The following is a 12596-nucleotide window of genomic DNA, read 5'->3' on the forward strand; positions in this document are numbered from 1 at the left end:
TGGCGCATGGAGGTGGCAACTTTCCACCATCATATGAAGTCGAGCATCGTGATGGATCAACATTGCTGATCGCGGTGGCAGCAACGCAGAAGTATGTAGATGGCGCGAATCAGACTAAATTGAGCGTCGAGGCGGTTCGGGATCTTGTCGCGGTGGCGGAATGTCTCGAAGGTCATGACCATAGACCCCAAGAGCCTGTGGGCGACGCTGTCACCAGCTTTGCGGCGTCAAATCCTCGATGACGTCGCCGCGGTTCTGGCGGAGGTGTCCCGTGAAGTCCGAACTGGTCAAGCCAACCCATCTGGCGCGCAGAGCGGTTGTTGTTTACGTCCGGCAGTCGACGCCGCACCAGGTGGTCAGCAATCAAGAGAGCCTGCGGTTGCAGTACGCGCTTCGTCAGCGCGCCCGAGAACTCGGCTGGCATGATGCCGACGTCGATGTCATCGATGCCGATCTCGGCTTGAGCGCAGCGTCTGCCGCAAAGCGGAATGGCTTCAAGGAACTCGTCGGACGGGTTGGCCTCAGCGAGATCGGGTTGATCCTATCGATGTGACGCGGCTGGCGCGCAACTGTTCAGATTGGGACCCGCTCCTGGATATCTGCGGCCTGCGCGGCTGCCTTATTGCCGATCGCGATGGCGTTTATGATCCCGGCAGCGCCAATGGCCGCCTGCTTCTCGGCCTGAAGGGAACGATCTCAGAGCTCGAGCTGCATACGATCCGCAGCCGTCTGACGGCTGGTTTGCTTGCCAAGGCCGAGCGCGGCGAGCTTGCCCTCATGCTGCCAGTAGTAGGCTTGACGCGCGATCCGAGCGGGGTGGTTGTCAAAGATCCGGATCTTGCCGTTCAGGAACGGCTTGAGCTTGTGTTCCAGACATTCCTGAAGTTCCGCACCGTTGCCAAAGTTATGCGTGTGCTGAACGATCGGAGCCTGGCTTTGCCGCGCCGCGACCGGCACGGCGAGCTGCGCTGGGCGCGAGCGACGGTCTCGGCGGTGGCGGCAATCCTGAAGAACCCCGCTTATGCCGGTGCCATCGTCTATGGACGAACCAAGCCCAGTGCCACCGCGTGCGAAGGCGGTTCGCCGGCAAAGGTGGCGCGGCCAGAAGCGCCTCCTGATCGACCGTCAGCCGACCGGAGCCTATCTGTTCCAAAACTCCCCTTCCGTAATCAATGCTGTCCGCGACCTCCGCAACCACACCATCCGCCACCTTGATCTTCGAATCATTCAGCCTCAACAGGAGGGGTATCAACATGTGTGATCGGTTGACGGGCTGGACTGGAAGAAGGTCCGGCCGGCGGTAGTGAGGCGGCCGCAATCGGTAGGCTGAAGAGCCTGTGGCAAGTTGAATCAGGCCATTGAAAGCGTTGGGAAAACGGCTGCGAACATGCTGTGATGCCAGTCATGGCGATGGCTGCCGAAGAGCTTCCGGACGACGTTGATGCGCTGAAGGTGATTGTCGTGGCGCTCGCCGAAAAGGCCGCCCTTCTGGAGGATCAGGCGGCGCGAAACATGCGCCTCACGGCCGAGCGGATCGAGGCTGCCGATACACGGGTGGAGGTGGCTGAAGCGCGCACTAAGGCTGCCGACGAACGCATTGCCACACTGACGGCGATCGTGAAGATGCTGGAGCGATTGCGCTATGGCAGGCGTTCTGAGCGACTGGGCATCCCCGGGCTGACGGATGAGCAATGTGCCTTCGTGGTTCGAGGAGAGCGAGAGCGGCGTCGGCGAGGCGGTTGCCGATCTGGAAGCTGTCGCCCCCGATCGTGCGAAGCGCGCGCCGCGCCCGCGCAAGGGGTTTTCCGCCCATCTTGAGCGGGTGGAGCAGATTATCGAGCCCGAGGGCTACGAAGGTCTGGATCGATTGCTGATCGGCGAGGATGTGTCGGAACGTCTGGACGTCACGCCGGCGAGGTTCGGGGTGATCGTCACCCGCCGCCCGAAATATGCCTACAGAAACCGTGACGGCGTATTCCAAGCGCCTGCGCCTGCCCATATTGTCGAGAGCGGCGTTCCCACCGAGCGGCTCCTGGCCCAGATTGCCGTCTCCAAATACGCCGACGGCTTGCCGCTTTGCCGCCAGGAGGCGATCTATGCGCGCGACAAGGTCGAACTCAGCCGCTCGCTGATGGCGCAATGGATGGGCAAGGTCGGCTTCGAGCTCCAGCCGCTGGCCGATTACGTTCTGGAACGGATCAAGCAGGGCGAGCGGGTCTTTGCCGGCGAGACCACCTTGCCGATATTGGCACCGGGAACCGGAAAGTTCGGAAAGCTTGGGCAGCGCCAGCCCGCCCATGGTCGCCTATCGCTTCGAGGACGGTCGGGGCGGCGACTGCGTTGCGCGCCACATGGCGGGCTTCACCGGCATCCTGCAGGTCGATGGATACTCGGCCTACACGCACTCGCCAAAGCAAAAGCGAGATCCAACGAGGCCGGTGCTCTCGCGGGCTGCTGGGCTCACTTGCGCCGCCGGTTTTACGAGCTGCACATCAGCGGCAGTTCCCAGATCGCGACGCAGAGTGTCACGACCATGGCTGAGCTCTGGTACATTGAAGAGGAGGTTCGTGGCCAGGTTCCTGCCACACGTGCAGCCGTCCGTCAGGACCGCTCCGTCGCCATCGTCGCAGATCTCTTCAAGCTCTGGGAAAAGGAACTGCCGCGGATCTCAGGAAAATCGAAGCTGGCCGAGGCGATCCGCTTACGCCACGTCCAGGCGGGCTGTCCTCGAGCGCTTCCTGGCCGACGGCCGCGTCGAGATCGACTCCAATATCGTTGAGCGGGCGATCAGGCCCCAGACAATCGTCAGAAAGAATCCGCTTTTTGCAGGCAGCGACGGCGGCCGAAACAAGTGGGCGACTGTCGCGACCCTTCTGCAAACCGCCAAAATGAACAGTGTCGATCCGCTCGCTTGGCTCACCCAGACCCTCGAGCGTATCGCTGATCGCTGGCCAATCTCCCAAATCGACCAGCTCATGCCCTGGAACTACAGCTCCTGAACGGCTCCAGCTACGCGCTTACGCATCTTCCTTCTCGAATCGGTACCGCACAAGGAATCACAGCCTATTCTAACCCCGTGACCCCAAATCCGCTAACCGACTCTCCCGACTCACAAAGTCCTCGGACGGACACTAAGGTACGCAAACCATTACTAAAGGCTCTGGTATGCACTGCTGGAAATGGGTACCGATTGAAACGGCAATTCCGTCAGCGACATGGGTACACTGCAAAAGCAGCTATCTGCGGGTAATTTGGTCGATGCGCATAAAAGGGTGAAGATGAGCAAGAGGGTAATCAGATCTACAAAGGCAGGGGTACCGATCGTAAGAGCGGTAGAGAGAGCGATCGCACTCTTGAGAGCCTTCTCGTCAGAGCGCCCGCGGCAGACACTAACCGAATTGGCATTGTCTACTTCGCTCGACAAAAACACTACACGGCGACTCCTCCACACTCTAGAAGCTGGCGGCCTAGTAGAACATAGTGAGGGCCATTATGCGCTCAGCTTCGGGCTTCATGAACTCCTTTCTGCTGTCACTGTAGGCGGAGACCTGCGCGACATCGCTTTGCCCACAATGCATCGAGTAGCGGCTGAAACGTCGGCGACAACCTTCCTCTGGGTCTATCAAGACGGCTTCGCCGTCTGTGTCGAACGTGTTCGACCTCCACAGCCAACGGTCGAGGTTACATGGTCTCCAATCGGCAGTCGCAACACCTTGAACAGTGGCGGCGGACCTTTGACGATACTCGGATATCTCCCTCCGGAAAAACTCGCCGTTGCTTTGGAACATCCGCTGATATCCCGCACACCGTTCAGCATCACCAACCCTGGCGAATTGCAGAGGCGGGCAGCCAAAATCGCGAAAGACGGTTACGTCATCGCAGAAAACGACTTTGTCGTTGGTTTGTCTGGAGTAGGAGTGCCCATCTTGCATCCAAACGGAGATCTTATTGCTGCCTTGAGCATTTCAAGTTTGTGTGACCACGTGAAAAGCATTGTTGAGGCGGACGGAGTGAAAAAACTGAAAATGTACGCACACGCGATTGCCCGCCGTCTATAGAGACCGCGGAGTGATGGCGGCGACTGTCAATGATCTTGGACTATGTATTTTCGCGTAACGGAGGGGCTGACCCTCTTCATCAGCGTCGCGACGTGCAACCGTCGGCTTCAAGCTTCAAGCTTGAAGCTTCAAGCTTCAAGCTTCAAGCTTCAAGCTTCAAGCTTCAAGCCCTTCCGCCTTCAAAAGCCCTTGCAACTTCCGGCTTCCGGCAAACGGTCGTCGAGATGCCGAAATCTTTAGTGGTGATCACCCACCTGCGATCTTTGCGAAACTGTCCTAACCCGTTTCACCAACGCAACCGGTGCGAAACTGCCTATAGCTTCTACCGCACAGCCAACATCCAACCCTAGAGATCTCGCAAGCTCGCGCTTCGACATCTGTAAGCTTTGAGGGCTTCGACACATGACGATTTCAGAGCTTACGCTTAAATCCAGCGATCATGAGCCCGCGCGCACGTTCGAGGTGTTCACGGGCTCCGATCGGCGGCGCGAATGGCTGCCGGAGGAGAAGGGTAAGACCGTATGTCCGCCTCTGTCGGTGAGGTGGCTCGCCCTACACTGCGCGTCCGAGGGTTGCTTCTCTATTCGGCGTGTTGAAGTCAAGCGCCTTTTCGAGCCTTCCGCTTCGTCGGCGTTGCGCATCTTTCGCGGGGTCTTGCTTCTCTCCGGGATCGGCGCTTGGGCCCTACCTAAATGGGGAATTCAGGAGAATGAGGTGGAACAATCTCGGACGCGTCCTGATCGTTGTGATGCGACCGGTACTGCAACCCTCGCGAACTCACCTCATTCATCGTCCCGCGAAGGACGCCCCTTTTCCACCGGCAGGTGGAATCTTATGGGGTGATCCTTGTCACGCTCGCTCTGCGATCATGTTTCTTCTCCTCGTCCCGACCTTCTTTGCGCTGGCCGCCCGCGCGCAGGTGGGTCGTCAAGGGCCACGGCCATCGCGCAGCGACTTGCCCTTGACGGGCCCATGCGCACGGCGGCAGGCTGCAATGGTCGGGCGCACGATTAGGCGGCCTTCGGTATGATGTCTTGTCGTGTCCAGCGGAACTCTGTGCCGTCGCGCCACATGCGATGCATGATTACCGCCAGCCGACGGGCCAATGTGGGTCGCTACTCCTTCATTGCAATGCATTTTCACCATCTACTCCTTGCCGGTCTCCCGGCGCACCTTGTTCCGACCCCGATGCGCAACGCCCCAAGATTGTAAAGGAAATGTTGCCGATGTTGTAAGGAAAATAACGCCGCAAAACCCATGGGGCTTCGCTAAATGTGCCATATTAGCAGAAATTATATGCGATTAGATACTCGCTTGGGGCGCAAACTCGGGTGAGACCGAGCGCGAATTCTTCGCCCGCCGTGCTGCCGAACTCGATCAGCTCATCGAGCGTCTGGGGCCCGACAATGTCGGCGCCTTCATCGGAGAACCGGTGCTCGGCACAGGCGGCATCACGCCGCCGCCGGAAGGGTATTGGGAGGCAATCCAGGCGATGCTTAAGAAGCACGACGTCTTGCTGATTGCTGACGAAGTGATCACCGGCTTCGGTCGCACGGGCTCAATGTTCGGCTCTAGCATTATGGCATCGAACCTGACTTGATCACAGTCGCCAAGGGCTTGACCTCCGCCTACTTCCCGCTTTCGGCTTCGATTGTCGGTGAGAAGGTCTACAAAGTACTGGAGGATGCGGCCGACAAAGTCGGTGCGTTCTCGCACGGCTATACCTATTCCGGCTACCCGATCGGTGCCGCCGCGGCCAACGCGGTCTCGATATTGTCGAGAAAGAAGACTTCCCTAGTAATGCTCGTGACGTCGGCGCGTTTTTCCGAGCGCAGCTGAAGGAGAAGTTCGCACAGCTGCCGATCGTCGGTGAAGTGCGTGGCGTAGGTCTGATGGGAGCCATCGAGTTCGTCGGCGATCGTGACAACAAGAAGCGTTTCGATCCTTCGCTCAAGGTCGGTGCGCGTATCTCCAAGGCGGCTCGTGATCGTGGACTGATCGCTCGCGCTATGCCGCACGGCGACATTCTGGGGTTTGCCCCGGCACTCGTAACAACCAAGTCTGAAGTCGAAGAGATCGTTGCAATCGCCGAAAGCGCCGTGCGCTCCATCATGGATGAACTCGTTCGTGATGGTCAGAAAATCTGAAGATGACGGCCGGAGAGGTTCGGCCGCCTGGCAAACGTTCAGGTAGTAATCGACCACCGCATCGAAGAGGCTGGGCGTGGGTCCTAGCACCTGACCAACAGACTTAACAGCAGCGATGGTGGCGCATCATTGAGGAGGAAGCTCGCCTATGAGCGGTGCATCACAACCGGCTTGGCGCGCCCATATCTGTGTACAGCCCCTACGACGGGGCTCTGGTGGGATCGGTCGACGCGACGCATGCAAGCGAAATCGGCGAACTTCTCGCGCTGGCCCGGCGCGGGGCCGAGCTTTCGCATAATCTGCCAAGGCACCGGCGCGCGAGTATTCTTGAATGCGCCGCACAAATAGTTGAGCGCCGTCGCGATGCTTTCGCCGAAACCATCGTTTGCGAAGCTGGAAAAACCATTGTTCAAGCGCGGAAGGAAGTCCTGCGTTGCGTCAATACGCTGAAGCTCTCGGCTGAAGAAGCAAAAGCGCAATGCCGGCGAGATCGCGCCCTTCGATGCCTATGCTGGATCTGAGCGCAGCGTCAGGGTTGGTTCACGCGTGAACCGCTCGGGATCATCACCCGCCATTACCCCGTACAACGATCCGCTGAACCTTGTGGCTCATAAGCTCGGTCCCGCAATCGCCGGCGGCAATGCCGTTCTGCTGAAGCCATCGGAGCTGACGCCGCTTTCAGCCATCAACTCCGTCGAAGCCTTTCGCGAGGCCGATTTGGCGGAGGAGGTAATCACTGTCGCGGTGGGCGGTGCCGATCTCGGCAAGGCCCTGGTCGCCGCACGCGAGGTTCGCATGGTGTCGTTCACCGGCGGATTTGCAACCGGGGAGGCAATCAGTCGCTCGGCAGGGCTCAAGAAACTGGCGATGGAACTCGGCGGCAATGCGCCTGTCATCGTCATGAATGATTGCGACTTCGCCAAAGCGGTCGAAGGCTCGGTCTCCGGCGCGTTCTGGGCGGCTGGACAAAACTGCATCGGCGCCCAGCGCATTTTGGTGCAGGCGGCACTCTATGAGCGATACCGCGAGGCCTTTGTCGCGGTAAGTTGAAGGCAGGCGATCCGTTATGCAGGATACCGTTGGCCCGATGATCTCCAGAGAAGCGGCGGAACGCGCCGAAACGGCAGTCAATGACGCCATTGACGCGGGTGCGAAATTGTTGAGCGGACACCGCCGCGAGGGCTCCCTCTACCATCCGACTGTGCTGGATGGCACGCCTCAGACCTGCCGGCTATGGGAGAGGAGGTGTTCGCGCCCGTCGTTATGCTTGCTCCCTTTGCCACGCTCGATGAAGCCATCGAGATGTCCAATGTTCCGGAATACAGCCTGCATGCTGGTATCTTCACCAACAATCTCTCTGTCGCACTGGAGGCGGCAAAAAGGATGGAGGCCGGCGGCGTAATGATCAACGACTCGTCAGACTATCGCTTCGATGCCATGCCATTCGGGGGCTCAAATACGGAAGCATGGGAAGGGAGGGCGTCCGGTTCGCTTACGAAGAGACGACCCAACCCAAGGTGATCTGCATCAATCGCGGGTGAGTCTGAATTTTCGACCTGTGCTGCGCTCGTCTCGAATGACATTGCCACAAGCAAAACTCTAGTGGCCGGTCCAAAGTAATAATCGACAGCTGCGAAAAGATAATCTAGTCGAGGAAACAATGACTATCGACAATCGCATTGAACATGATTCTTTGGGTCCAGTGAGCGTGCCGGTGATCGGTACTATGGCGCTCAAACCGCCAGAGCGTCGAGAATTTCCCAATCTCGGGCATCGCGATTAAATGCATGCCATTCGTCATTCAGGCTTTGGCCCACGTAAAGATAGCAGCCGCACAGGCAAATTGCGAGGAAGGCTATCTTTCGACCAAAAAACGGGGCGCCATTGTGGAAGCTTGCAAGGAGGTTCTGGCCGGGAAACACGACGAGGAATTCCTCGTCGATGTATTCCAGGGGGGGCGGGCACTTCCACCAACATGAACATGAACGAAGTGCTCGCAAACCGGGCGAGCGAATTGATGGGCGGCGTGCGGGTGAAAAGCGTCTCGTCCATCCAAACGACGACGTCAATAGGTCCCAGTCGACTAACGATGCCTACACCACCGCTGTTCGCCTAATCAATTATTCCGGCAAGTCGCCAGTTGCGCGACTCGCTCGTTGTTGTTGCCGCAGCCCTCAATAGCAAAGCGGAAGAATTCGCCGTTATCCGCAAGCTCGGTCGAACACAACTGCAGCACGCTGTTCCCATGACGCAGGGCGAAGAATTTGCGGCATTTGCAACGACAATTCTGGAAGATTGCGATCGTCTTAAGAGATATTCAACAAGGAAAACGTAGTATCATCTGTTGACACGAGTATCAAATTTGCACTACGATGTCAGTCGACGCTGAGGAGAACATCGTGGACGACATCATCGAGCAGGAACTGTTGGAGGGGATAATCGCTTGGACGCAAATTCGCAGTCACACTTTTGACGTGGCGGGTGTGAACCAAATCATCACCAAGGCGTCTGATGATTGCGAACGGATTGGTATGTCGGTTGAGCGTTTTAGTGAGCTCAATTTTGGCGATATGCTTAAGGCCCGCATGCCTGACGGATCCGGTTGTACCGAGGGCGGAATCCTTGTTCTTGGTCATGTCGACACTGTCCACTGCCCTGAATCAATTGGCTGTGACGTGCCTATAGTCGTTGAGGCCGAGCGAGTTTACGGACCTGGGATTTACGATATGAAGGGGGGCATGCGGGCGGCTCTCTATGGATTTAAGGTAGCCTCGCGGCGAGGTCGTCCTCATCTTCCGGTGACCTTCATGTTTATCCCAGACGAAGAGATCGGCAGCCCCACCACACGGGAGCTCATAGAGGCTGAGGCGCGTAAACAGAAATACGTTCTCGTGCCTGAGCCGACCCACGGCCGGAAGCTGGTGTCAGGACGACATGCTTTTTTGCGCTATACTCTGACTACTCGTGGTAGCCCCGCTCACGCGGGCGTTAATAATCGTGATGGGAAAAGCGCGGTTCGCGCGATGGCCGAGTTGATCCAGGAGGTGGAGGGGTTCAGCGACTACGAGCGCGGCGAAACTTACAGTGTCGGTGTGGTTCATGGAGGACTCTTCGTGAATGTTGTTCCGACTAGTTGCGTTGCGCAGGTATTGGCCGTCGCCCCAACTCACGAAAGTTTCCTTCGCATTCAGCGCAAGATGGCCGCACTCGCTGGCGAAGGTGAGGGCGGGGTGGTAGTTGAAGTGGCCCCTGGCCCAGTCCGTCCGCTCTTCGAGGCGAGTGAGGGTACGTTGTTTCTATTCGATCAGGCGGCTCAAATAGCCGCAGAAATCGGGATAAACCTGCAGCACGCTCAGTTTGGTGGTGGCAGTGATGGCAATTTCACTGGCGCGCTAGGCATTCCGACCCTTGATGGTTTGGGGGTCGATGGAGCAGCGCTCCACACCGCCGGCGAGTATATGTTGAGAACAACGATGGTGCAGCGCTGTCATATTCTCTCGCGCTTGATTGCAACGCTCCAGTGAGGGCGCTGGGATTGGAGGTGCTGGATCCGGACATTGAGCAATACGTGCTTGAGGCCGGTTGCCTGAGAATGCCGATGAGAAGGGACTGACCGGTGACATCTGCCTTGGATACGACGACATCGACGACGATCGCAGCAGCGTGGCTGCCGAAGGTGGCCTGGGGCACAGGGGGTCACGTTACAGATACATCCGGCAAGACCTATATCGACGGCTCCGGCGGACCGGCGGTGTACAGCCTCGGCTACAGCAACATCGAGGTCGTGGACGCCATCCACGATCAGATGAAGCGTGTCATGCATGGCTACCGGTATACCTTTACCAGCGACCCCATGGAAGAGCTTACGGCGCTGATCAGTGAAGCCTGCGGCGCGGATCTTGACTCGATGGTCTTCGTGTCTGGAGGGTCGGAAGCGGTCGAATCCTGTTTGAAATTGGCATTGCAATATCACGCAGCGCGCGGCGAGAGGTCCCGTAACAAATTTATCTCCCGCCATCGGTCCTGGCACGGCAACTCGCTTGGCGCGCTCGCAGTGTCTGGCTTTGCAGAACGTAGGGCCCCTTACGAACATGCGTTACCAGCCATGTCGTTTCTATCGCCCGTCAATGCCTATCGCCCGCCGACCGGTGTTTCCCCCGACATGGTCGCGGACATCTGCGCTCTGGAGCTAGCCACCGAGATCGAACGGCTGGGAGCCGAACACGTTGCTGCCTTCATCTTCGAGCCGGTCGTCGGCGCTGCCGGCGGCGTCGTTCCAGCGCCTCCGGGTTATGCCGCACGCATCCGGGAAATATGTGATCGCTACGGCGTTTTGATGATTGCCGACGAGGTGATGTGTGGAAGCGGGAGGTGCGGCACCTTTCGCGCGCTTGAACATGATCAGGTCGTCCCCGACATCATGCCGATATCCAAGAGTCTGGGTGGTGGATACATACCGCTTGGCGCTGCGGTTTATGGCCACAAGGTGAGAGATGCCATAACAGCAGCATATGGTGGACCGATGACCGGTCATACGTTTACTGGCCATACGGCTGCCTGTGCGGCCGGCGTTGCAGTGCAGAAGATAATCAAGCGCGACCGTCTCTTGGAGCGCGTCAGGTCAACGAGTCCGCGGTTTTTTCAGCTTGTGCGGGACGCCCTGGACGGCGTGGAAGCAGTCGGAGATATCCGTGGCAGAGGCTATTTCCTCGGTGTGGAGCTTGTGGCGGACAGAGCAACCAAGGTGCCCTTTCCTGCCGAGAAGAAGCAGTTCTTGAAGGTTCGCGAGCGCGCCTTCCAGAATGGATTGATCTGCTACCCCTCGGGCGGAAACGTAGGCGGTTTCTCTGGCGATACCATCATCCTCGCACCTCGCTACAATTCGCCGGACAGTGAACTTGAAGAGATCGCTGACAAGCTTGGTATGTCTGTTCGCCAAGCCCTTTCAGACGGGAGGCCTTGAGATGAAGCAAACTCGCTCAACCATCATCACATGCGCGCTCACTGGATCGATTCACACGCCATCTATGTCACCCTATCTCCCAGTGTCGGAGGAGGAGATTGTCAAGCAGGCAGTCGGTGCGGCCGAGGCCGGCGCGGCAGTCCTCCACCTTCACGTTCGCGACCCGGATACGGGCAAACCTTCACCGGATCCCGAGCTGTTTTTGCGGGTTGTGAAGAAGATAGAAGCCCAAACTGACGCGGTGCTCAGTATCACGACGGGCGGAAGCGCTAACATGTCAGTCGATGAACGGCTAGAGGCACCGGCTTTGATCGGGCCCGAATTGTGCTCACTTAACCTCGGAACGATGAACTTTGCTCTTCACTCCATGGCGGAGAAGCCGCGGGAATGGAAGCACGATTGGGAAAAGCCGTTTCTGACGTCCACCAAGGACGGCTTCTTCAAGAACACTTTCACCGACATGGAGCGGATCATCAAGGATCTCGATGCTCGCTTCGGCACGCGATTTGAGTTCGAGGCCTATGATGTGGGCCATCTATATAGTCTTGCGCACTTGCTCGACCGCGGTATCGTTACCTCTAAGCCTTTCATCCAGTTTGTGATGGGTATTCTAGGCGGGATCGGCGCCGACGCCGACAGCTTGATGCTGATGAAGGATACGGCGACCCGCCTCTTCGGCAACGATATCGAATGGTCAGCCCTGCCCGGCGGTCGGGCTCAGATGCCTCTTTGTACCATGGCGGCAGTTATGGGAGGCAACATTCGCGTCGGGCTTGAGGACAACCTTTGGCTTGGTCCCGGCGAACTTGCGCAGACGAACGCCCAACAGGTCCGAAAGATTGCAAGTATCTTGGCTGAATTGCACCAGCCGATAGCATCTGCTGCTGAGGCCCGGCAGCGTCTGGGACTAAGGGGCGGATCGTGACTATTGGCGACAGATTGGATGCCATCCGCCGTCGCGAGGCCAAAGTTCCGCTCTATGAGCTGATAGGTCTTCGGGTCAACGATTTCGGCCCTGGCAGAGTGTCGATGTCGCTGACGCCGGCGCAGGCACATGCCAATCCGCGGGGAAGCGTTGCCGGAGGCATCATCGCAACCGCATTGGATACAGCCGCCGCCTGGAGCTGTGATCTTCTTTGTTCCGAAGGGAACATTTGCACCACCATCGACTTGAAAGTGAATTTTCTTCGGCCGCTCGCGGTCACCGATGGAGACGTTGACGTGGTCGCGACAGCTTTGCATTCAGGCTCCAGGATCATGGTCTCCGAGGCGAAAATGTGCCGTAAAGACGGCAAGTTGATTGCGGTAGCCTTGGTAACCCTTGCCGTCGTTGCGTAGTGCGCGTTCCTCAGCCTCGGTTGTCGAATTGACCACTCATCTGCCGCAGGGTTTTTCGCGACAGGCGAAGGACCGCGCTTCTCAAGGGCG

At 58.2% G+C, this 12596-nt stretch carries 12 protein-coding genes and 3 pseudogenes; 14 read left to right on the forward strand and 1 reads right to left on the reverse strand.

Annotated elements, in window-relative coordinates; translation table 11 throughout:
* Positions 1-271: 271 nt before the first annotated feature.
* Entirely contained in the window at positions 272-553 is a 282-nt protein-coding gene (locus MESS4_RS34930; protein ID WP_006328833.1) for a recombinase family protein, read from the forward strand.
* Positions 550-1215 carry a recombinase family protein gene (locus MESS4_RS34935; RefSeq protein WP_006328834.1) on the forward strand — a complete coding sequence of 222 codons (666 nt, stop codon included), beginning with the start codon at positions 550-552 and terminating at the stop codon, positions 1213-1215. Before MESS4_RS34930 ends, MESS4_RS34935 begins: the two co-directional genes overlap by 4 nt.
* Positions 1216-1350: 135 nt before the next feature.
* Here MESS4_RS34935 and MESS4_RS34405 read toward each other — a convergent pair whose 3' ends face one another.
* A complete protein-coding gene (locus MESS4_RS34405) occupies positions 1351-1692 on the reverse strand; it encodes a hypothetical protein (protein WP_244441090.1) in 342 nt (113 codons plus the stop codon).
* Between MESS4_RS34405 and MESS4_RS08360 the strand changes: the two are divergent.
* The 12 genes and pseudogenes from MESS4_RS08360 to MESS4_RS08400 all read left to right on the forward strand — a co-directional run bounded on the left by MESS4_RS08360 (position 1597) and on the right by MESS4_RS08400 (position 12506).
* Positions 1597-2999: pseudogene (locus MESS4_RS08360) on the forward strand (IS66 family transposase). The gene MESS4_RS34405 and the pseudogene MESS4_RS08360 overlap by 96 nt on opposite strands.
* A 279-nt stretch (positions 3000-3278) precedes the next feature.
* Positions 3279-4058 carry an IclR family transcriptional regulator gene (locus tag MESS4_RS31885; RefSeq protein ID WP_244441088.1) on the forward strand — a complete coding sequence of 260 codons (780 nt, stop codon included), beginning with the start codon at positions 3279-3281 and terminating at the stop codon, positions 4056-4058.
* 29 nt (positions 4059-4087) lie between these two features.
* Positions 4088-4408 carry a hypothetical protein gene (locus MESS4_RS33350; RefSeq protein ID WP_157385532.1) on the forward strand — a complete coding sequence of 107 codons (321 nt, stop codon included), beginning with the start codon at positions 4088-4090 and terminating at the stop codon, positions 4406-4408.
* Positions 4409-5373: 965 nt separating this feature from the next.
* A pseudogene (locus MESS4_RS08370) lies at positions 5374-6205 on the forward strand (aminotransferase class III-fold pyridoxal phosphate-dependent enzyme); the annotation flags it as partial.
* Between the two features lie 155 nt (positions 6206-6360).
* Positions 6361-7746 (forward strand): annotated as a pseudogene (locus MESS4_RS08375) (aldehyde dehydrogenase family protein).
* A 119-nt stretch (positions 7747-7865) separates the two neighbouring features.
* Positions 7866-7988, forward strand: coding sequence for a hypothetical protein (locus MESS4_RS34940; RefSeq protein ID WP_006328859.1), 123 nt, complete (start codon positions 7866-7868; stop codon positions 7986-7988).
* A 4-nt stretch (positions 7989-7992) separates the two neighbouring features.
* Positions 7993-8184, forward strand: coding sequence for a lyase family protein (locus MESS4_RS34945; RefSeq protein ID WP_051070858.1), 192 nt, complete (start codon positions 7993-7995; stop codon positions 8182-8184).
* Between the two features lie 161 nt (positions 8185-8345).
* Complete coding sequence (locus MESS4_RS34950; protein WP_006328861.1) at positions 8346-8540, forward strand: lyase family protein; 195 nt, start codon at positions 8346-8348, stop codon at positions 8538-8540.
* Positions 8541-8604: 64 nt separating this feature from the next.
* Positions 8605-9729 carry a M20/M25/M40 family metallo-hydrolase gene (locus tag MESS4_RS08385; protein ID WP_006328862.1) on the forward strand — a complete coding sequence of 375 codons (1125 nt, stop codon included), beginning with the start codon at positions 8605-8607 and terminating at the stop codon, positions 9727-9729.
* A 104-nt stretch (positions 9730-9833) separates the two neighbouring features.
* Positions 9834-11168 carry an aminotransferase class III-fold pyridoxal phosphate-dependent enzyme gene (locus tag MESS4_RS08390; RefSeq protein WP_051070860.1) on the forward strand — a complete coding sequence of 445 codons (1335 nt, stop codon included), beginning with the start codon at positions 9834-9836 and terminating at the stop codon, positions 11166-11168.
* A 1-nt stretch (position 11169) separates the two neighbouring features.
* Positions 11170-12093, forward strand: a complete 924-nt coding sequence (locus tag MESS4_RS08395) for a 3-keto-5-aminohexanoate cleavage protein (RefSeq protein WP_006328865.1) — start codon at positions 11170-11172, stop codon at positions 12091-12093.
* A complete protein-coding gene (locus MESS4_RS08400) occupies positions 12090-12506 on the forward strand; it encodes a PaaI family thioesterase (RefSeq protein ID WP_006328868.1) in 417 nt (138 codons plus the stop codon). The genes MESS4_RS08395 and MESS4_RS08400 overlap by 4 nt, the downstream gene beginning before the upstream one ends.
* Positions 12507-12596 lie beyond the last annotated feature (90 nt).

Source organism: Mesorhizobium sp. STM 4661 (assembly GCF_000359125.1).
Lineage (GTDB): Bacteria > Pseudomonadota > Alphaproteobacteria > Rhizobiales > Rhizobiaceae > Mesorhizobium.

What these genes read in the sequence shown, in the direction of transcription:
- MESS4_RS34940 (WP_006328859.1), top strand. Translation starts at nt 7,866, where the DNA reads ATGACTATCGACAATCGCATTGAACATGATTCTTTGGGTCCAGTGAGC.
- MESS4_RS34945 (WP_051070858.1), top strand. Translation starts at nt 7,993, where the DNA reads ATGCCATTCGTCATTCAGGCTTTGGCCCACGTAAAGATAGCAGCCGCA.
- MESS4_RS33350 (WP_157385532.1), top strand. Translation starts at nt 4,088, where the DNA reads ATGATCTTGGACTATGTATTTTCGCGTAACGGAGGGGCTGACCCTCTT.
- MESS4_RS31885 (WP_244441088.1), top strand. Translation starts at nt 3,279, where the DNA reads ATGAGCAAGAGGGTAATCAGATCTACAAAGGCAGGGGTACCGATCGTA.
- MESS4_RS08395 (WP_006328865.1), top strand. Translation starts at nt 11,170, where the DNA reads ATGAAGCAAACTCGCTCAACCATCATCACATGCGCGCTCACTGGATCG.